Origin of the sequence: Arthrobacter wenxiniae (genome assembly GCF_013376105.1) — a bacterium.
Lineage (GTDB): Bacteria > Actinomycetota > Actinomycetes > Actinomycetales > Micrococcaceae > Specibacter > Specibacter wenxiniae.
In genome coordinates this window covers 74,323-94,818 of sequence record NZ_JAAMFM010000005.1, presented here as the reverse complement: position 1 = coordinate 94,818, position 20,496 = coordinate 74,323, and the positions used below count along the sequence as shown (strand labels likewise).

The following is a 20,496-nucleotide window of genomic DNA, read 5'->3' as shown; positions in this document are numbered from 1 at the left end:
CCGGGCGCGGGACTGCCGGCCCCGGGCCCGTCCGTGGCCGGTCCGGGGCCGGCATGCCGGCTCACGGGCGGCCCTCCCGGCCCGAGGGGGCCGGCCCCGCGGAGGCGGGGACCCGGACCTGTTCGCCGCGGCGGGCGTAGCCGGCCTCGGTGGCGGCCTTTTGCGGCCGCCACCAGGCCTCGTGCTCCCGGTACCAGGCGATGGTCGCGGCCAGGCCGGCGTCGAAGTCGGCGTAGGCCGGCGCCCAGCCCAGCTCGGTGCGCAGCCGGGTGGGGTCGATCGCGTAGCGCAGGTCGTGGCCGGGCCGGTCCGTGACGTGGTCGTACGCGCCGGGGTCCTGGCCCATGGCGGTAAGGATCCGTTGGATCACATCCTGGTTGTTGTGCTCCCCGTCGGCCCCGATGAGGTACGTTTCCCCGGCCGCGCCGCGCTGAAGGATCGCCAGCACCGCCGAGGAGTGGTCCTCGGCGTGGATCCAGTCCCGCACGTTCACCCCCGCCCCGTAAAGCCGGGGCCGGATCCCGTCAATGACGTTGGTGATCTGGCGCGGGATGAACTTCTCCACGTGCTGGTACGGGCCGTAGTTGTTCGAGCAGTTGCTGATGGTCGCGTTGATCCCGAAGGAACGCACCCAGGCCCGCACCAGCAGGTCCGAGCCGGCCTTCGTGGCCGAATACGGGCTCGAGGGGTTGTACGCGGTGGCCTCCGTGAACCGCTCCGGCTCATCCAGGGCCAGGTCCCCGTAGACCTCGTCGGTGGAAATGTGGTGGAAGCGGGTGCCGTGCCGGCGCACCGCCTCCAACAGCGTGAACGTCCCCACCAGGTTGGTCTGCACAAACGGTGACGGGTCCGCCAGGGAATTGTCATTGTGGGACTCCGCCGCGTAATGGACCACGGCGTCCACCCCCGCCACCAGTGAATCAACCAGGGCCGCATCACAAATGTCACCCACCACCAGCGAGAACCGGCCCGCGTCCAGCCCGGCCAGCGACCCCCGGTTCCCCGCATACGTCAACTTGTCCAGCACGGTCACTGCACAGTCCGTGTGCTCCATGACATAGTGGACAAAGTTGGACCCAATAAACCCGGCCCCGCCGGTGACAAGGATTCTCTGCATGACCCCAGCGTAGCGCCGGTCCGCCTGCGGTACAGCGGGGCTCGACACGGAACGGGCAGGACGGCAGCTATGCGTGGAATTATTCTCGCCGGGGGCACGGGCTCGCGGCTTCATCCGATCACCCTGGGCATCAGCAAGCAGCTGGTGCCCGTCTATGACAAGCCGATGATCTACTACCCGCTCTCCACCCTGATCCTGGCGGGCATCCGCGACATCCTGGTCATCACCACCCCGCACGACGCCGGGCAGTTCCAGCGCCTCCTGGGCGACGGGTCCCAGTTCGGGGTCAACCTCACCTACAGGCAGCAGCCCTCCCCGGACGGACTGGCACAGGCCTTCATCCTCGGCGAGGAGCACATCGGCCATCAGACAGTGGCCCTGGTGCTGGGCGACAACATCTTCTACGGCCCCGGCCTGGGCACCCAGCTGCAAAAGCACGAATACCTCAGCGGCGGCTCCATCTTCGGCTACTGGGTCAAGGACCCCGCCGCCTACGGCGTGGTCGACTTCGACGCCGCCGGCAAGGTGGTCTCGCTGGAGGAAAAACCGGCCAAGCCCCGCAGCAACTACGCCGTGCCCGGCCTGTACTTTTACGACAACGACGTCATCGCCATCGCCAAGGAGCTCAGGCCCTCGCCCCGCGGGGAACTGGAAATCACCGACGTGAACCGCGCCTACCTCGAACGCGGGGACCTTCACGTCGAACTGCTGCCCCGCGGCACCGCCTGGCTGGACACCGGAACCTTCAGCGACCTCAACGACGCCTCCACCTTTGTGCGGACCGTGGAAAGCCGGCAGGGCCTGAAGATCGGGGCGCCGGAGGAAGTGGCCTGGCGCCAGGGCTTCCTCAGCGACGACGAACTCCGCCAACGCGCCGAAAAACTCGTCAAAAGCGGCTACGGCGCCTACCTGCTGCAGCTCCTGGGCTGACGCGTGGTCTGACCCGCGGCTCGCCCGCGGGTCAGCCAGCGGGCACCCGGACCGGCGGACGCCCAATCGGTGCGATAATTAAGTGCGTCGGATATGACTTATTTGGTGCCGCCCCTGTGGCCCAGCCTTTTTTGTTTCAATCCGGCTGCCCGGCCGGTCCCGGCCAGGCACTGCGCTTAAGGAGCATGCGTTTTGGTTTCGACTTCCGCTGACCACTTCCACGACGGACCGCTGACGGACGTGGAAGTGCGCCGCATCCGCAACGACTTCCCCATCCTTGACCAACAGGTCAACGGCAACACGCTCGTGTACCTGGACTCCGGCGCCACCTCGCAAAAGCCCGTCAGCGTCATGGAGGCCGAGCAGGAGTTCTACGAGCAGCGCAACTCCGCCGTGCACCGCGGCGCCCACACCCTCGCCGTCGCGGCCACCGATGTCTTCGAGGACGCCCGCTCCACCGTGGCCGCCTTTGTCGGGGCGGCGGACAACGAGCTGGTCTGGACGGCAAACGCCACGGCGGGACTGAACCTGATCGCCTACTCCTTTGGCAACGCGAGCACGGGCGACGTCACGCCGGAAGCCCGGCAGTTCGCCGTGGGGCCCGGCGACGAGGTGCTGGTGACCGAGATGGAACATCACGCCAACCTGGTCCCGTGGCAGGAACTGTGCCGGCGCACGGGGGCCACGCTGAAGTTCATCCCCATCATGGACGACGGCCTGCTCGACATGGAGGCCGCCGCCGCGCTGTTCACCTCCCGCACCAAGGTGTTCTCCTTCACCCACGTCTCCAACGTCACCGGCGTCATCAACCCCGTGGTGGAGCTGGCTCGGATGGCGCACGACGTCGGCGCCCTGGTGGTGCTCGACGCCTGCCAGTCCGCTCCCCACCTGGGCCTGAACGTGAAGGCCCTGGACGTGGACTTTGCCGTGTTCTCCGGCCACAAGATGCTCGCCCCCACAGGCATCGGCGCCGTCTACGGCCGCGCCGAGCTGCTCGACGCCATGCCGCCGTTCCTGACCGGGGGCTCCATGATCACCACCGTCACCATGGAGCACGCCGCTTACCTGCCTTCGCCGCAGCGTTTTGAGGCCGGCACCCAGCCCATCTCGCAGGCAGCCGCCTTTGCCGCCGCCGTCAACTACCTCAGCGAGACCGGCATGGACCGCATCCACGCCTGGGAGGCGGCCCTTGGCCAGCGCATGGTGGCTGGGCTGGAGGCCATCCCCGGCATCCGCGTGCTGGGACCCGCCGCCGGCACGGCCCGGGCCGGCCTGGCCGCCTTTGAGGTGGACGGCGTGCACGCGCACGACGTCGGACAGTTCCTTGACGCTGCCGGGGTCGCCGTCCGCGTGGGCCACCACTGTGCGCAGCCGCTGCACCGCCGGCTGGGCCTCAGCGCTTCCACCCGCGCGAGCGCCTACCTGTACAACACCACCGCCGAGGTGGATGCGTTCCTTGCCGCCGTGGCCGGGGTGCGCCCCTACTTTGGAATCACGGGAGACTGACACCATGAGTGCATTGGATTCGCTGTACCAGCAGATCATTCTTGAACAGGCGAAGGCCCGCCGGGGAGCGGACCTGCCGAACCACCAGCTGGCGGGGGAGGACCTGCCGGCCGGCACGGGGCAGTGCCACCAGCTCAACCCCGTGTGCGGTGACGAGATCACGCTGCGGGTGGAAACCTCCGGCGGCGGTGCCGACAGGGCGGTCTCCGGGATCCACTGGGCGGGGGACGGCTGCTCCATCTCCATGGCCTCGGCCTCCATCCTCAGCGAGCTGGTGGTGGGCCTGGGCGCCGGCGAGGTGCAGGGGATGATCGACAATTTCCGCGAGGTGATGCGCTCCCGCGGAAAAATGCAGGCGGACGAGGAAATCCTGGGGGACGCCGCCGCCCTCTCGGGAGTCTCCAAGTTCCCGGCCAGGGTCAAGTGCGCCATGCTCGCATGGGTCGCCGCGGAGGATGCGCTGAGGCAGACGGCGTAGCGGGAAACCGTCACGGCGTCCACGTCCGGGGTTGCCGGCTTGGCCCTGCCCCACCATGTGGACGTGCCCGTGCGGCTTACGCGCGCATGACGTAATCCTCCACGAGGCGGTGGACGGTTTCCCTCCCGCACCGCCCCATGGACGGCAGCGCCATGGAGGCCTGCTGCAGGCAGCCGGTGCGCAGCATGCCGATCAGCTCCTCGGCGCACTGCTCCAGGCGCTTGGCCCCGACCATGTGGCTGGCGGCGCACAGGCTCAGGGCCGCGTCCATGGCGCCGTCCAGGTCTTCCGTGCGAATGGCCGTGGACAGCCTTTGGAACCGGCCCGTCCACATGTCCACGAAGTTGCTGACGAAACCCTTGCATGCCTCGGTCTCTCCCCCGAGGGAGTCCTCAAGGTCATGCAGCTGGCCAAGGCTCATCAACGGGGGGCATCGCCGTGTCATGTGCGTTCCCCTTCCCGTCGCGTGCAGTTGCCAGAGTCCCACTGTAGTTCCCCCGGCTGGCCGGCTGAGGGGATCCGGGCCTCATTTCCCATACGCTGCGGGAAGCTTGGGGCTGAATCCAAGGTCTTCAGACTTGAGGAAGTCTTGCGCCATTCTTCCGCGTATCTTCCCGGTTTTGACTGTGGTTCCTTGAGCCGCGTGCGGGATTGTTGATCCCATCGTCAGGACCACCTGCCGCGGAATGAAGTTGAACAAGTTGAACAAGGGGTCTCACAATGAACAAGATGGGCAAAGGCGCAATCGCAACCGGTGTGGGCGTCCTCCTGTTGGTGGGCGGTGGCGGAACGCTCGCCACCTGGAACCAGGCACAAAACGCAAGCATGGGCTCCGTGGTCTCGGGTGACCTGAACCTGGTGGCCAGCAACGGCAAGTGGACCAACGCCGCCGGCACCGCCATCGCCGACATCTCCGCCTACCGCGTGGTCCCCGGCGACGTCCTGACCTACACGCAGGACGTCAACGTCACCCTGACCGGCGACCTGATGACCGCCAAACTGACCGTCACAGGCGTCGGCGCCGACGGGACCGGATCCGCGGCGTTCGGCGGCGCCGCCACAGCCAGCGCCACCACGCTGACCAAGGGCACCCAGGTCCTGCCGGACGCCATCCTGAAGCCCAGCGATTCCGGCGTGGTCAAGGCCTCCACCACGTTCACGTTCAAGTCCTCGGCCACGGGCCGCACCGCCACCAACGCCTCCTACAGCCTTGGCAACATCGGCTACGCGCTGGTGCAGCAGGCGCCCGCCTCCGCGAACAACTCGTAGCGGCGGCAGCCGGTTCCCCGCAGGGGGGCGGCTGGACCAGTTCGAAGACCCCGGTGGTGTGCCGGCCATGGCAGGCACACCGCCACCCCTTCCGGAGATGTCATGCGAAGTTCCCCCATGTTGAAGGCGGCCGGCCTGGTCCTGGCCGCGGTGCTCCTGGGACTCCTGGCCGTCCAGGGCAGCTACGCACTCTGGAACACGGCCGTCAGCGCCAACGCCGGAACCATCCAGGCCGCTGACTTCAGGGTCAGCCTGACCGACACCTCGGTGAACAACACCACCGACATGACGCTCCCCGACGGCACCGCCGCCGCGATAGCCCTGACCACGACGCCGGCCGGCACCGTCCTCCCCGGACAGGCCACCTACGCCGGGGTCCGCTTGGGAAACGTCACCAACGCCGGCGGCGACTTCACCATCCAGGCCGCCCTCGGCTCCACGCCCGGCAAGACCGACGCCGGCAGCGGACTGGCCGGCTACCTGACCGTCAAGGCCGTGGCCGCGGCCGCGCTGGACCAATGCTCCAGTGCCGCGCTCTACGCGTCCGCGCCTCCCGCCGACCTGCCCGCCATGACCATCGCCAAGGGCGCCACCGGGGTGTTCTGCTTCCAGGTCGCCCTCAACGCAGCCACTCCCGCCGCCCTGGCGGGAAGCACCGCCGCAATCACGCTTCCCATCGTCGTCACCCAGCAGTAGAAAGGGACCGCCATGACCGCCCTCCAGACACCCGCCGATCCCGGCGGGGCCGCCAGTCTTACCGCGCCGGAGCGCTGGTTGCGCCTGGCAGCGCGCGGGGCGGCCTTCCTGATGTTCATTGCCGCCGCGCTGGCCGCCCTGGTCCTGGTGGTGGCGCCGCTTGCGACCGGTTCCCAGACGTACACCGTCCTGACCAATTCCATGGCTCCCAAATACGCCCCCGGAACGTTTCTGGTGGTCAAGCCAACCTCCTTCGCCAGCCTGCGGGTGGGAGACATCATCACCTACCAAATCGAGTCCGGGAAGCCTGCCGTGATCAGCCACCGCATCGTGTCCGTGGGGACCACGGAGTCCGGGGAGCGGGTCTTCACGACCAAGGGCGACAACAACTCGCTGGCCGACGCCGCACCGGTCCACGCCCAGCAAGTCAGGGGCAAGCTGCTCTACGCCGTCCCCTATGTCGGACTCGTGGCCAACAAGCTGGGCCAAACCAACCGCGGGGCCCTCATGCCCCTTGCGGCCGTTGGGCTCGTCGGCTTTGGGGCGTTCAGCATGGCGCAGGGAGTCCGGGGAAGGAAGCGCGTCACGAAGGAATCCGGGCAGGCCTCATGACACCGCCCGGGCCGGCCGGGCGCCCGGGAGGCCCCCGGCACCGGGTCGCGGTCCTGCCGGCCGGAGCGGTGCTGGCGGCGGCGCTGGCCGTGCTGGTGGCGGCCCCCGCCTCCGCCACGGACGGTCCGGAGATGCTGTTGAGCAGCGACGGCGTGCATTTCACCAGGGGGCAGGCGCCGGTCATCTTTCGCAGCCTCTCAGGCATGGTGCCCGGCGAGTCGCGGCCTGGAAGCGTCTGGGTCCGCAACGGCGGCACGGAACCGGCGGAAATCGCCCTCGCCGTGAAGTCCGTGGGTGGGATTGACGTCCTTACCGAGTCCCTGGACCTGGTGGCCGGTTCTCGAGGCAACGGTTCAGCCACCGTGCCGCTGCCGTCCCCCGGCAGCTGCCGGAGCGTGTTCCAGGGCTGGGGCCTGGCGCCCGGCGAGACCAAGCGCCTGGACCTGGCCCTCGGCATGGACGCGTCCGCAAGCAACGCCACGAGGCGTGACAGCGCAAGCGTGCAGCTGGTATTCCTCATGCGCGGAACCGGCGGCCCGGCCACTGCCGCGGCCTGCCCCGCGCCGGGCGCTCCGGCGGACCGGAACACGGTGCGGCAGGCCGTGCCGGCCGGCATCATTGCCGAGGATCCCGCCCCAGGGTCCGCGGCCCATCAGGCGGCGGCCGGGACATCCGGCGTCGAACCTCAGGACGGCCCATCAGCCGAACGGGCCACGCACAGTAACGTGGAGGGCAACGACCAGCGGCCGGCGCAGCTGCTGATGTTCGTCGCGGGCCTGCTCCTTTTCGCCGCGCTGCGCACCAGGAGACGCAACTCATGAAAGACCAGACACCCCCGGTTGCTGGCCGGACCGGGGCGGGGCGGCTGCGCCCGCTGCCGGGCTTCAGGGCCGCCGTGGTGGTGTTCCTGGCGACCGTGCTGGTGGGCGCGGGGACCCTTGCCGCCGTGGCCAACTGGCAGCAGAGCGCCACGGCAACCATCGCCATCACCGCCGGCGCCCCGGCGGCGCCGCCGCCTGCCGGCACCGTGGTGACCGCCAACCCCGTGTTGGCCGTCCGGCCAACCGTGCTGGATCCTGAACAGGTCACCTGCCAGCCGGTTCCGGCCCAACCAACGGACAAGGCCGCTGACATCAAATTCACGTGGCCCGCGGCGGGCAGGGCCACCTCCTATGTGGTCACCCTGTCCTATGACGACAAGGGCTACAGCTATCCGGGAGCCGCCACCGTCACCGCCCCCGCCGCGACGTTCACGCTGCAGCGGACGGCGGCCGCCTACGGCCACTATGTCCTCAGGGTCCTTCCCATGAACGGGGCCGATGCCGGGGACCCGATCTATCGGACCTACCAATACTCCGCGGAGCCGGCAGACAACTGCTACTACGCCCGTCCCGACGGCAGGTCTCCGCTGGCCATTCCCGTTGTCAGCGCCCAAGCACTCGTGAAGGGTGCCACCACGGCCGCCCTTCCCCTCAGCTGGACCGGGTCCGCCGGCACCAGCTATGTGGTCACGCTGGTGTCCGCCACGTCGGGCTACGGCATGGAGGCCACCGTGAGCGGCGGCGGAATCACCGTGACGTTTCCCCGGGCCGCAAGCGGACAAGGCGCGCCGTTCCATTCCAACTACAGCCTCCGGATCCAGCCCGTAAACGGCACCACCGTGGGCGACCCCGTCTACAAGACCGTCCAGTACTACGACTGGGGATCCGGCCTGTACTGACGGGTGCCCTGCGCCGCGTCGGCGCTGAACACGCCAGTGTCGGGTACCCCGTGGGGGAGCACGATGCGCATGGTGGTGCCCACGTCGCGCTCGCTGCGAACGGAAATGGTCCCGCCATGCTTCGCCACTATGGACCTGGTGATCAGCAGTCCCAGGCCGAGGCCGGGGATGGAGCGATTCAGGGCCGGATCGGCACGGAAGAACTTCTTGAACGCGTCCGCCTGCTCGGCGCTGTTCATGCCCAGTCCGGTGTCCTGCACTTCGCACACGAGGTCACCGCCTTCGGGCCAGGCGCGCACCGTGACGGTTCCGCCGTCGGGCGAATACTTGATGGCGTTCGACACCAGGTTGTCCAGCACCTGTCCGAACCGGACGGCGTCAACCATGGCGGGCAGGCTCAAAGGCATCTCGTTGACCAGCTCCACGCCGGTGATGTCCGCGGCCGGACGCGCCGACGACAGGCTGTCGGCCACCACGCCGGCCACATCCGTCAGTGACTTCTCCACGGTGATGGAATCGGTGGTGAGCAGGTCATGGACCAGCCGGCTCAGCCGTTCGGCATTTCGTTCAGCCACTTCCAGGTACTTCACGACGCGCCCGGGAAGGAGCTCGGGTTCCTCCAGCGCCAGGCCCAGATATCCCTGGATGGATGTCAGCGGGGTGCGGAATTCGTGGGAAACGTTGGCAACAAAGTCGTCCTTGGCTGCCAATGCGGCAATCATTTCCGTATCGTCGTGGAAGGCGATGACGGCGCCGTCGTACCTGCCGTACCCATTCCTGATGGTCCGGGCCGTGGTGGAGAAGGCCCGGGCCTTCTCCCCGGAGCCGATCCACACCCGGTAATTGGTAAAGGAATGGCCCTTGACGGCGCGGTGGACGGGACGTGCCTCCGGGTCCAGGGGGGTTGCCTTGTCCGGGGCAAAGATCAGGAGGTCCTTTTCCTCCGGATCGGTCAGGTGCTCCGGCACGGCCAGGCGGTGCACGCCCTGTTGGGTGGCGTTCATCAGTTGGTCGTGGCCAGTGCCATCAACCACCACCAGCCCCACCGGCACCGTGTCGAGGATGGTGACGAGCAGCTGTTCGCGCTGGCGGCTGGCCTCCAATGAGGCGCGCAGCTGGGCGTCCTTCGCCAGCACGCGCTGGCGCTGGCTGTCCATGCTCGATGTCAGCGCCACCACGGTGAGGGCGAATCCCATCATCATGAAGGGGAACAGCAGCGGCTTGCCCAGCTGTTCACCGGTCACCGGGACAGGGGCAAGCAGGATGGGCAGCCATACGATCAGCAGGGTGCCGAGAGTGCTGGTCACAACTGCCGTCTTGCGTGCCAGCCCTGAGGCCGCCAACCAAAATACCGGAAACAGCATCAGCAATCCTGCCGACGTTGCGTATTGCAGGCTGCCCTGGCGGGTAAACCCGATGGCGACAAAATCCAGGTACGGAATGGCCAGGACGCTGGGGGAGGGCAGCCTGTCCCAAGGAACCAGGACGCAGAGGACAAGAACGGCAGCGTGCAACCACAGGCCGGCGGTGAAGACCGGGTCGGCGAAGATCTTCGGATAGATGGCCGCCCCATGCACCACCAGCAAAATGACGGTCAGGGTCAGCGGCGCCTGCGTGAGCAAGACCTTGACGCGCAAGGTGCGCTCGTAAAAATACCGGCGAATCAGCCGGTCTGCATTGGATTCAGTCAAGGAACGTCCGTCCGGGAAATGTGCTGCACCCACGCACTAAAGTGATTCGCTGGCGCTTGCGGGGAGTTGCGGCCTGGTCACGATCCCACAGGGATCCAGCCATAGACATCGATGATGTCATACTGTTCAAATGCGTGCATTCCTGCGTGGTTGAACAAGGCCCTGTCGCAGGGCGGTCTCTTGAAGGTAGTGGGGTTGTAATGGACAGTCTGCGGACCGCTGTGGTCATAGAGGACGACAGGGACATTCGTGAACTTATCAAGGTGGTGCTGAACCAGTCGGGCTTTGACGTCCACGCCGCGGACACCGGCGCGGCCGGCGTGGAGGCCGTGCGGGAGCACAATCCAGCCGTGGTCACCCTGGACCTGGGACTGCCCGACATCGACGGCTTTGAAGTGGCCCGGCGCATCCGCCTGTTCAGCGACAGCTACATCATCATGCTCACCGCCAGGGACGATGAACTGGACACCCTGCTGGGACTTGAGACCGGCGCCGACGACTACCTGACCAAACCGTTCCGCCCCCGCGAGCTCCGGGCCCGCGTTGGCGCCCTGATGCGCCGTCCACGGCGCGGAAGCGGGGCGGCGCCGGGTTCGGCTTCCGGGAACGCCCAGGCTTCCAGCCCCGCGGGCGGCGGTTTGCCCGCCACCGCGGAGAAGCCGGCTTTCGGCAGCCCCTCCGTGTACACGGTGGCCGGGCCCGTGCCTCCGGACCCGGGACAGGACGCAGGCGGGCAGGCAACCTTGGTCCACGAGGGGCTCTCACTCAACGGAGCCACCCGCACGGTGGAGTTCGAAGGGGCGGAACTGGACTTGACCCGCACCGAATTCGACCTGCTGCTGGCCATGATGGAAAGCGGAAAGCTGGTGCGCTCCAAGGGCGATCTGGTGCGCCGGCTGCGCGGCGAGGAGTATGGGGTGGGCAGCTACATCAGCGACGCCGATGAGCGCACGATCGAAGTGCACATGGCCAACTTGCGCCGGAAGCTGGGCGACGATCCGCGCTCGCCGCGCTGGATCAAGACAGTCCGCGGCGTCGGGTACAGACTGGCGGTTTAGGCGTTCTCCAAACTCCGCTGCCACCGGAAGATGGTTCGCCCAAGGATGAGGCGTGCCCCCTGCGGTCGGGGCGGGCGACCGGGCCTTAGGGCCGGGCCGGAGCGCGCCTGGGACGGCTGGCGGCGGCGGACCGAAAAATGACGAGAAGCACGGCGCCGACGAGGGCCCCGCTGGTGTTGGCCGCAATGTCGCTCCAGGCCGGGAGGCGCGCTGGGAGGAACAGTGCCTGCGCCAGCTCGATGAGGCCGGAAAGCACGGCTGCCGCCATGACGGCAACCCACCAAAACCCGCGGCGCAGACGCGCGGCGATGATGACGCCAAAGGGGACAAACATCAGGATGTTCGCGGCAAACTCAACCTTGCGGTAGCCGATGAACCATTGCGGCAGTCCGTGGCCGTGCAGCCACCCGATGAAATGCATGAGCGCACCGTCAATGGGCCTGTCCACGGGGGATGGCCAGAACACGATGGCGCCCAGGGCCGCAAAATACATTACAGCCACCGGCGTGGCCATCCTGTGCCGTAGATCGATCACACCGCCAGTGTAGCGGCAGGCCATGAATGGATTCCCCACCGAAATTCCATTCGTGGCGGACGGCATGGGCGTCGCGTACCAGAATTGCGGTGGCTCCACTGCCCGAATAGTTTGCTGGGAGTACTCGCTTTTTTGCCCGGGCTACGTGTTTTTGCACTCCACTCTTGTGTCTCCCATTTGGCCTGCCTAACGTCGTATTGGGACGCGCCCGTCAAGGGTGCTCCCATGCTGTTTAGCCAATTTTCTAGAGGATCACGTTCGCAAGGAAGTCAAGCCATGCAACATTTGCAAGAAGGACCTTGCGCAGCACCGCTTAAGTTGCCGAGGACGGGCAAGGCGAACGGATCTCGATGCGGAGCACCAGGGTTTCGCAGAATTGTGAAGTCTGGTCTGGCGCTTGCTGCTTCGTGTGCCATGGTGACTGCAACTTTGGTGTTGGGTACCGTGGGGAGTGCGGCCGCTGCCGACCCATGCGGTGTTGGCAGCAACCCCATCTCCTGTGAGAACAGTAAGCCCGGGACGGATCCGTCCATATGGGATATTTCCGGCGCAGGCGATACGGACATCCAGGGATTCTCCACGGATATCAGCGTCAATGTGGGCCAGACGATCGGCTTCAAGATTAAGACCACGGCGGCGGCCTACACGATTGACATCTACCGCACCGGCTACTATCAGGGTTTGGGAGCGCGAAAAATTGCTTCCGTCACGCCATCGGCCACGTTGCCGCAGTCGCAGCCACAGTGCCTGACTGACGCCACGACTCAACTCTACGACTGTGGTACATGGGCCCTTTCTGCCTCCTGGGCTGTGCCAACGACCGCTGTTTCAGGTGTCTATATTGCACTGCTGACGCGCCCCGACAACGGCGACAAGAGCCAGATCACATTCATCGTTCGCAATGACGCCAGCCATTCAAATGTCGTCTTTCAAACCTCTGATCCGACGTGGCAGGCATACAACACTTATGGCGGAGCCGATTTCTACCAGGGCGCGGCGATAGGCCGGGCATTTAAAATCAGCTACAACCGCCCCGTCGTCACGCGCGGAGACAATGATGGGCGAGATTTCTACTTCGCCAACGAATACCCGATGGTCAGATTCCTTGAGCAAAACGGGTACGACGTCTCCTACATTGCCGGTGTGGATTCAGACCGCCATGGATCCCTCTTGAAGAACCACAACGTGTTCCTGTCCGTCGGACATGACGAATACTGGTCGGCAGCCCAACGGGCAAACATCACGGCCGCAGGAAATGCCGGCGTGAACCTGCAATTCCTCTCCGGCAACGATGACTACTGGCACACCAGGTATGAGGCGTCCACGACTGACAACACCAGCTACCGGACCATTACCTCCTACAAGGAAACCTGGTCGAACGCAAAGATTGACCCAAGCGCGGAGTGGACCGGGACATGGCGCGATCCCCGGTTCGCGTCCCAGGCAAACGGCGCGGGGCTGCCCGAGAACGCGTTGAGCGGAACCATATACATGTCCAACTACACGGACCTTCCTGTCACGGTTTCGGCTGCCGAAGGCAAGACAAGGTTGTGGCGGAATACGGGCCTGTCGACCCTGGCCCCGGGCACCACCCAGGCCTTGGCTCCCCATACGATCGGCTACGAGTCAAACGAGGACCTGGACAACGGATTCCGACCGGCGGGCCTGATCCGCCTTTCCACGACCGTCGGACCCACAGACCAGTACCTTCAGGATTTTGGCAACGTAGTGCTTCCCGGAACAACCACGCACAACATAACCTTGTACAAGAACGCCGGCGGTGCGCTGATCTTTTCAGCAGGCAGTGTGCAGTGGACTTGGGGCCTGGACCAGACGCACGACGGAAACGGGGCTCCCGCCGACCCGCGCATGCGCCAGGCCGAAGTGAACCTGCTCGCGGACATGGGGGCCCAACCCGTGACGCTGGATCCGGCGCTGGCCCGTGCGACCGCCAGCACCGACACAACTCCGCCGGTTGTGACAGTGAGTACGCCTTCGTCTGGCGCGACCATCGCCAACGGCGCCAAAGTGACTGTCACCGGCACGGCGTCCGACGTTGGCGGCGTGGTGGCCGGCGTCGAAGTTTCAACGGACGCTGGCGCAAGCTGGCATCCGGCCAAGGGAACTTCAAGCTGGACCTACAGCTATATCCAGCACGGGGTCGGCGCCATGGCCGTGCTCGCCCGTGGAATTGACGACAGCGCCAACTATCCATCGACACCAACCTCCGTGCCGGTGCAGGTCGCTGGACCTTACAGCGTTTTGGGCGACGAAGTGCCGGCAAATGTGGACTCCGGTGATGGAAGCGCCACCGTGCTTGGCCTTCGGTTCACCCCCAACCAATCCGGGTACGTGTCAGGCGTCAGATTCTATAAGAGTGCTGCGAACACTGGGGTGCACACGGGAACAGTGTGGGACAGCTCGGGGAAGCAACTGGCGACTGTCACATTTTCCAACGAAAGTGCCAGCGGTTGGCAAAGCGCCAAATTCATTTCCCCCGTCAAAGTGACGGCCGGGCAAACGTACGTGGTCTCGTACACCGCCCCCAACGGCCACTATTCCTACGCCTCCTACTACTGGGCATACGCGGGCACCACGGCCGCCCCGATGTCAATCGCGGGAGGGTTTGGTGCGGCCCCGGCAGGGGTCTACAACACGAACGGCAGCTTCCCCACGGACAGCTACCAGGGGTCCAACTATTACGTGGATGCCATCTTCGAAACCACGGACACTTCACCGCTGTCGGCAACAGGGCAGGTGCCGGCCGGGGGTGCATCGAGCGTTGCTGTAGGTACGCCGGTGAGTGCTGTCCTGTCCAAGGACGTTGTATCCACCTCGGTAAACATATCCCTAAAGACGGCTGCAGGAGCTGCAGTCAGTGGTACGCAGGCCTACGATCCTACGACACGGACGGCAACCTTCACCCCCTCGGCAGCGTTGGACACGGGCACGAACTACACCGCCACCATCGCGGCGACTGATGCCAACGGGATATCACTCAGCCAGGGCGGAACCTGGAGTTTCAAAACTGTCCTGCCGGACACCGCAACCGGGGACTGCCCCTGCAGTCTCTATCAGGACAGCTCGGTGCCCACGGTGCTGTCCATTGCTGACGGAAAGTCCGTCTCTCTAGGTGTCAAGTTCAATCCAACGAGCAACGGCACGATTACCGGCATCAAGTTTTACAAGGGACCCGGCAACATCGGCCCGCACGCGGGAACGCTGTACAAATCCGACGGGACTCAACTGGCAACAGTGACGTTTAGCAATGAGACGACCAGCGGCTGGCAAAGTGCTGCCTTCTCCACCCCCGTAGCCGTCACTGCCGGCACGGAGTACGTGGCGGGCTACACCAATCCAACTGGCACATATCCGGCAACCCCGGGCGCTTACAGCAATGACGTCACCACGGGACCGCTACACGTTCCCGCCAACGGGGCCATGTACTCCTACACCGCGAATTTCCCGAACAATCCATCGTCCAGCAGCTATCTGGTCGATGTCATCTTCCAACCAGCACCCACCCCGCTGACGGCTTCAAGCCAGCAACCGCCGGACGGCGCCACCAGTGTCGCGTTAAACGCGCCCATCAAAGCGGTTCTTTCCAAGAACGTCAACGCAAGCAGCGTCAGCATGGTGGTCAAGACAGCAGCGGGAGCAACCGTTGCCGGATCGACGGGCTATGACGCGACGACCAGGACCGCCACGTTTACCCCTGCTGCGGCGCTGGCCACCGCCACGAGCTATTCCGTGACCCTGGCGGCGACCGCGACCACGGGCGAATCCCTGACCGCAGGGAATAGCTGGACGTTCAAAACCGTCCTCCCGGACACCACGGTCGGCAATTGCCCGTGCAGTCTTTACCAAGACAGTTCGACACCAACTGTGCTGTCAATTGCCGACGGCACCCCCCTTTCCCTGGGCGTACGCTTTAGCCCCGCCACGAATGGAACCATCAGCGGCGTGAAATTCTACAAGGGACCGGGCAACGTCGGCACACACACTGGTTCGCTGTACAAGACCGACGGAACCCAGTTGGCCACGGTGACATTCACGAACGAGTCGACAACGGGTTGGCAAACTGCAACGTTCTCAACGCCGGTGGCAGTGACTGCCGGGACCGAGTACATTGCCGGATACACCAACACCACCGGAACATATTCTGCAACCCCGGGAGCCTACGGCGGAGATACGGACATCGGACCCCTTCATGTGCCAGCTGGGGACGGCATGTATTCCTATACGTCCAACTTCCCGAGCAATTCTTCAGCGGCCAGCTATCTGGTGGACGTCATTTTCCAACCGTCCGCCGCGCCGTTGACCATTTCCTCGCAGTCGCCTGCACCAGGGTCTATTGACCAGCCCGTCCAGTCCACGGTCTCTGCAAGCTTTTCCAGCGCGTTGAAGGCGGGCTATTCGGTGACAGTCACGAGCGGCTCCACGCCGATAACGGGCACCACGGCCATCTCCAGTGACGGGAAAACCATTACATTTACTCCGGCCCAGAACCTGCCTGGTGCTACGACATTCAACGTCACTATTGGCGGCCTGGTCTCCACCCAAGGGGCTGCGCTCGCCGACGTAACATGGTCCTTCACCACCATCGACGGGTCGCAGACTCCCACCAGCTACTCCCTGTTCGGTTCGCTGGTGCCGCAAACGCCATCCAATACAGGGGATACGGCTCCCATTGAGTTGGGTGTCGCGTTTACGACCTCAACAGCCGGGACTGTGACAGCAATCCGGTTCTACAAGGGTCCTGGCAACACAGGTGTCCATACGGGCTCCATTTGGAGCAGTGCTGGTGTCCGCCTGGCCACCGTCCAGTTCAGCAACGAAACTGCCGGCGGGTGGCAAAGCGCCACCTTGGCCACCCCGCTGGCATTGGCGGCGGGAAGCACCTATACCGTTTCCTACTACGCACCCAACGGAGCCTACGCCTCCACCTCCGCATTTTTTGTCGGCGACTTCGTCAAGGGTCCGCTGACCGTGGCGGGAGCTTCAAATGGTCGCTACCTGTACGCAAGCGGCGGCGGAATGCCAGTGAACAGCTGGAACTCAAGCAACTACTTCGTAGACCTGGTGTTCACGGTCGCCGCCGGAAGCTGACCACCCCGGACGCCCTGGCCGCGCGGTCAGCCACGCCCATAAATAAATACGCCTAATTGTCATGGTGAGTCGGATATCGGTGCGGGCCATTCCTGCTGAAGTTATCGAGTTATTGCGCGCGAGGTTTGCCACGATCCTGACCCATCCCCATGAACGGGCCACAGGCCTGCTGCTTGGGGCAGGGCCCGCTCGCTTGGCCATGGCGGGATTGTCGCGGTGGCCGGGGCCTCGGGTGCCGGGCGTTCGCGGGTCCAGCACGGCGTGAATGAACTGGACGCCGCGACCGCCACGCTCCCGGGCGTCCGCAAGCCCGGGGTGGACCGGAAGGCCCTGACCGGGAAGGACCCGGGTCTGGTCCTGGCCTTGCTGGCGCTGGCCTTGCTGGCGCTGGTGGATTCGACCCGGCGCGGGGACCGGGAACCCCGCTGTGATGGACGACGCGCTCCACGGCGAAACTGGCCGCGGAGCTTACCGGACAGGGACGCCGGGAGGGGGCGGAAAGTGTGGCGAAACTGTCCAAGCCGACGGCTTCGGCCTGCAGACCAACACGAGGACCCTTGAAGGCAACCGGCAACCCGACCGAAACGCCCAGTTGGGGCGCCAACGCCGGATGGGTTGCGGCGGGCACCGGCCACGACCCCGCCGCGCCCGCCGTGAACCGCATTCGCTTCTGGTGGACCACCACAGGAGGCGCAGCCCACCCGGGCGCGGCAGGTTGCTGATCGCCACGGACGGAGACGGTTCCAACGGCTCCGCGCCCGGCTGTTCAAGGCCGGATTGCCAGCCTTGGCCGCCGACACCGGGCTTCAGATCACCCTCTGCCACCTGCCCCGGGCACCAGCAAACGGAACACCTTCAAAAAACCCGACACACCGACCAAACAATCAGTGGACCACGGATGGGGACCATGCGTGCTCAATGAACATCTGGGGTGCAGCGCCCGCAGCGGCCTTGATGGACCATACATCGTCATCGCCCACGGCAGATGCACGGGGCAGGCCATAGAGCAAAGTGTCGTTGTCCAGCCATTCGACCTGATCGTCCACACTGCGGGATTCGGCAAGGACCGTTTCCTTGCCGGTGGACAAATCCAGGACGGCAATGTTCCAGTGGGGAACAGGGCCGGGAGTGATGTTCTTTTTGTACGCGATGCGGGTCCCGTCCGGCGACAGGGACGGGCATTCGGCCGTTTCATGAATGGACGTCAGCGTGCGCTTCTTCAGGTCCCCACGCACCAACCACGTGCGGTCACCGGAAGCTGCCGTGGCATAGAACGTCCTGTCATCCGGGGCAAACGTTACCCCCCACACGTTCCTGTCCACTGGGGCGATCTTCCTTCCGCCCACGATCAAGGTGAAGTCCTCGAGGTTTCCGTAACCTCCGCCGGAGATTTTGTTGATGACGGTGACCGTGGCGAAGCTGGCGGGCGCATAGGCATGGCCGGTGACAAACGCCGTTGACGCGACAAGGGTGCCATCGGGGGACACCCTTGTCCTGCTGGGGATGCCCGGCAGCGGCCATGACCGCAATGCCTTTCCATCCGAGGCGTAGACCTCCGCTTCAAAGGTAGTCACAATACCGGGATTGGTGGATAGGCAAGAAAGTGTTCCCCCAGCGGCATAGACGCGGTCGCAGACCGTGGATGTTACCGTTCTGGCGCCACGCGGGCTCGCCAGGGGGACAGTGGCCACGTGCCCATAACCGTCTCCGGCGGCGGTGTTCCTAAACGCGATGTGGGGGGCGGAAGGGTTGAGGTTTTTAGAGGACACGGCTACGGACACGGGGCTGTTCTGTCGTTGCTGATACTGGACAAACGACCAGACGCCGTAGCCTATGGCACCGGCCAGGACAACGACCGTGATGGCACTCAGCCACGCCCATCGGACTCTGGCACTCATGCACTGGCCGCCGAGGGCTCGATGCCACGGCACACCACGATGCCGCCCAGAATTGCGGCCGCCAGCGCACCTGCGGCAGCAAGTATGGCTGTCTCCCGGCCCCATAAGAACCAGAGTGACCCAAACCCGACCGAGGCCGCCAGCCGGGTTACGGCCACCACCGTTTGCGCCGCGGCGATCCCACTCGCGCGGCTAGCCCTGGTCGAAAACTGTCCCGCCAGGGCAGCAAGGACGCCATCCGTGGCGGCGTAAAAAATGCCCAACAAGAGCAGGCACACCATCGTCGCCGCAGCCCCTGTGGCGGGCAGGGCCGCGCACAAGTAGGCTGCCAACAGCGCGCCGTGGCCGGCGATGAACACCCGCATCCTGCCCCACCGGTCCGCCAGCCGGCCGAGGGGGATGGCCAGTGCCAAATAGGCCATATTGGTTCCCACATACAGCAGCGGAAACCACTTCGTGGCAAACTCTGCACGGCTCTGCAGGACCAAGTAAATAAAGCCGTCCCCAATGGTCATCACGCCGAAGAGTCCGGCGATGAGCAGAAGCCTGCGCATACTGGACGTGTTCAGCGCGCGCCAGCTGAATGGCATCCGCGCTCCCGCCGCACGGGCAGCTTTTTCCATGCCCGCCGACAATGGGCCGGCAGCCAGGGCTTCACGCCGCTTCCTCCCAGGCACCATAATGCCCAGCACGGCGAATCCGATGACCCCGCAGGCCAGGGAGACGACGAAGACCACGTGGAATCCTGTGGGAATGAGCAGCAGCACCAAGAATGCCAGCAGCGGGCCCACTGTTGCTCCAACCGTGTCGAGCATGCGGTGCACCCCAAACGACCTGGCCATGTGTTCGGGTTGGGCGGCCTGGCTGATCATCGCATCCCGGGGGGCCGTCCTGATGCCCTTTCCGATGCGGTCTACCGCAATTACTGCCGTGATCGCGCCAAACCCTGTTACAACCAGCAGCCATGCCCGCGTCACCATGGACAATCCATAGCCGAGCACGGCAACGAGCTTGTGTCGGTCTGAGCGGTCGGCCGTCCAACCTGCCCCAATACGGACGATCGCACTGATTCCCTGGTTGATTCCGTCAAGGAATCCGTATGCCACCATGGACAGGCCTAGTACCCCAGTGATGTAGACGGGGAGGACCGCACCCACCGACTCGGAGGAAATGTCAGTGAACAGACTCACGATGCCCAAGGAGATTATGACGGAGGATATTTTAAAGGGTGTTCCGGGTGGCGCCGCCTCGTCTGTATTGCCGCCGCTGCGATCCGAAAAGGAGAGATACATGGGCCGCTAGCTGTCTGCGTGGAGGACGCCAAATACAATGTATTTGGTGCCCCCACCCTTGGCAGCTGTGGCAGTGATCGTGATCTTGTCCGCACCGCGGGTGAACCACATGGCGGTGGACCCGGCATTTGCCGGTGCTTGCGCGGCGCTCAGGCCAAGGGCCGCGAGGTGGGTTTGGTAAAACTGCATGACGGCGAGGGGCTCCGTGGTGGTGGCGGCGACAAGGCTTACCTGCAGGGTCTTGCCTTGCGGGCTGACAGAGCTGCTGGAGACGTGGCTACCTGGTGCAAGCGGCAAGACGGCGGAGGGGAATCCAGCGACGATTTTCCCCGTGGCGCTGGCGGCCTTGGGCAGGGGGGAGGAAACCAGGGCTGCATGGGGCTTCGAAGGGGGCAATGAAATGTTGGCACGGGTTTGCGCGGGAGCTGCAACTTCAAGCGGCCTCTTTGGGTCCGGAGTTGATGCCGGCGCTTTGGGATTGGCTGTTGGTGCGGACGATGACTTGGCGGGACGTGACGCCGTGCTGCCGGCGGGCGGGCTGGACGCCGTGGTTTTGGCCGCGCTTGATGCCTTCTGGCTCGCTGC

Annotated in this window: 17 protein-coding genes; 10 read left to right on the top strand and 7 right to left on the bottom strand. The window is 65.2% G+C overall.

The window, feature by feature from the left end; translation table 11 throughout:
• Positions 1–61 precede the first annotated feature (61 nt).
• Positions 62–1,117, bottom strand: a complete 1,056-nt coding sequence (gene rfbB, locus G6034_RS05625; protein WP_176634120.1) for a dTDP-glucose 4,6-dehydratase — start codon at positions 1,115–1,117, stop codon at positions 62–64.
• Positions 1,118–1,186: 69 nt separating this feature from the next.
• Here rfbB and rfbA point away from each other — a divergent pair, with 69 nt between their 5' ends.
• The 3 genes from rfbA (at position 1,187) to sufU (ending at position 4,031) form a co-directional block, all read left to right on the top strand.
• Positions 1,187–2,047, top strand: coding sequence for a glucose-1-phosphate thymidylyltransferase RfbA (gene rfbA, locus G6034_RS05620; RefSeq protein ID WP_176634119.1), 861 nt, complete (start codon positions 1,187–1,189; stop codon positions 2,045–2,047).
• Positions 2,048–2,239: 192 nt separating this feature from the next.
• Positions 2,240–3,553: a SufS family cysteine desulfurase gene (locus tag G6034_RS05615; RefSeq protein WP_246295323.1), complete on the top strand. Its 1,314-nt coding sequence runs from the start codon at positions 2,240–2,242 to the stop codon at positions 3,551–3,553.
• Positions 3,554–3,557: 4 nt separating this feature from the next.
• A complete protein-coding gene (gene sufU / locus G6034_RS05610; RefSeq protein ID WP_176634118.1) occupies positions 3,558–4,031 on the top strand; it encodes a Fe-S cluster assembly sulfur transfer protein SufU in 474 nt (157 codons plus the stop codon).
• 76 nt (positions 4,032–4,107) lie between these two features.
• Here sufU and G6034_RS05605 read toward each other — a convergent pair whose 3' ends face one another.
• A complete protein-coding gene (locus tag G6034_RS05605; RefSeq protein ID WP_176634117.1) occupies positions 4,108–4,476 on the bottom strand; it encodes an Hpt domain-containing protein in 369 nt (122 codons plus the stop codon).
• A gap of 275 nt (positions 4,477–4,751) precedes the next feature.
• Between G6034_RS05605 and G6034_RS05600 the strand changes: the two genes are divergently transcribed.
• From G6034_RS05600 to G6034_RS05580, 5 genes are all read left to right on the top strand, one after another.
• Positions 4,752–5,300, top strand: coding sequence for an alternate-type signal peptide domain-containing protein (locus G6034_RS05600; RefSeq protein WP_218063615.1), 549 nt, complete (start codon positions 4,752–4,754; stop codon positions 5,298–5,300).
• A gap of 102 nt (positions 5,301–5,402) precedes the next feature.
• Positions 5,403–5,996 (top strand): hypothetical protein, encoded by a 594-nt coding sequence (locus G6034_RS05595; protein WP_176634115.1) that lies wholly within the window; start codon positions 5,403–5,405, stop codon positions 5,994–5,996.
• A 12-nt stretch (positions 5,997–6,008) separates the two neighbouring features.
• A complete protein-coding gene (locus tag G6034_RS05590) occupies positions 6,009–6,608 on the top strand; it encodes a signal peptidase I (RefSeq protein ID WP_246295322.1) in 600 nt (199 codons plus the stop codon).
• A complete protein-coding gene (locus G6034_RS05585; RefSeq protein ID WP_176634114.1) occupies positions 6,605–7,429 on the top strand; it encodes a hypothetical protein in 825 nt (274 codons plus the stop codon). The genes G6034_RS05590 and G6034_RS05585 overlap by 4 nt, the downstream gene beginning before the upstream one ends.
• Entirely contained in the window at positions 7,426–8,328 is a 903-nt protein-coding gene (locus G6034_RS05580) for a hypothetical protein (protein ID WP_176634113.1), read from the top strand. Before G6034_RS05585 ends, G6034_RS05580 begins: the two co-directional genes overlap by 4 nt.
• On the opposite strand, the gene G6034_RS05575 is transcribed toward G6034_RS05580, so the two are convergent.
• Positions 8,301–10,019 (bottom strand): sensor histidine kinase, encoded by a 1,719-nt coding sequence (locus tag G6034_RS05575; protein ID WP_176634112.1) that lies wholly within the window; start codon positions 10,017–10,019, stop codon positions 8,301–8,303. The genes G6034_RS05580 and G6034_RS05575 overlap by 28 nt on opposite strands.
• A gap of 200 nt (positions 10,020–10,219) precedes the next feature.
• Between G6034_RS05575 and G6034_RS05570 the strand changes: the two genes are divergently transcribed.
• Positions 10,220–11,077: a response regulator transcription factor gene (locus tag G6034_RS05570; protein ID WP_176634111.1), complete on the top strand. Its 858-nt coding sequence runs from the start codon at positions 10,220–10,222 to the stop codon at positions 11,075–11,077.
• Between the two features lie 85 nt (positions 11,078–11,162).
• On the opposite strand, the gene G6034_RS05565 is transcribed toward G6034_RS05570, so the two are convergent.
• The gene (locus G6034_RS05565) at positions 11,163–11,570 is read right to left on the bottom strand and encodes a VanZ family protein (protein ID WP_246295330.1); all 408 of its coding nucleotides are present in this window, start codon (positions 11,568–11,570) and stop codon (positions 11,163–11,165) included.
• A 456-nt stretch (positions 11,571–12,026) separates the two neighbouring features.
• Between G6034_RS05565 and G6034_RS05560 the strand changes: the two genes are divergently transcribed.
• Complete coding sequence (locus G6034_RS05560; protein ID WP_176634109.1) at positions 12,027–16,721, top strand: DUF4082 domain-containing protein; 4,695 nt, start codon at positions 12,027–12,029, stop codon at positions 16,719–16,721.
• 884 nt (positions 16,722–17,605) lie between these two features.
• On the opposite strand, the gene G6034_RS05550 is transcribed toward G6034_RS05560, so the two are convergent.
• The 3 genes from G6034_RS05550 to G6034_RS05540 all read right to left on the bottom strand — a co-directional run bounded on the left by G6034_RS05550 (position 17,606) and on the right by G6034_RS05540 (position 20,307).
• Positions 17,606–18,295 carry a TolB-like translocation protein gene (locus G6034_RS05550; protein ID WP_246295321.1) on the bottom strand — a complete coding sequence of 230 codons (690 nt, stop codon included), beginning with the start codon at positions 18,293–18,295 and terminating at the stop codon, positions 17,606–17,608.
• A 320-nt stretch (positions 18,296–18,615) separates the two neighbouring features.
• Positions 18,616–19,911 carry an MFS transporter gene (locus G6034_RS05545; RefSeq protein WP_176634106.1) on the bottom strand — a complete coding sequence of 432 codons (1,296 nt, stop codon included), beginning with the start codon at positions 19,909–19,911 and terminating at the stop codon, positions 18,616–18,618.
• A gap of 6 nt (positions 19,912–19,917) precedes the next feature.
• Positions 19,918–20,307 carry a hypothetical protein gene (locus G6034_RS05540; RefSeq protein WP_176634105.1) on the bottom strand — a complete coding sequence of 130 codons (390 nt, stop codon included), beginning with the start codon at positions 20,305–20,307 and terminating at the stop codon, positions 19,918–19,920.
• Between the last annotated feature and the right edge of the window lie 189 nt (positions 20,308–20,496).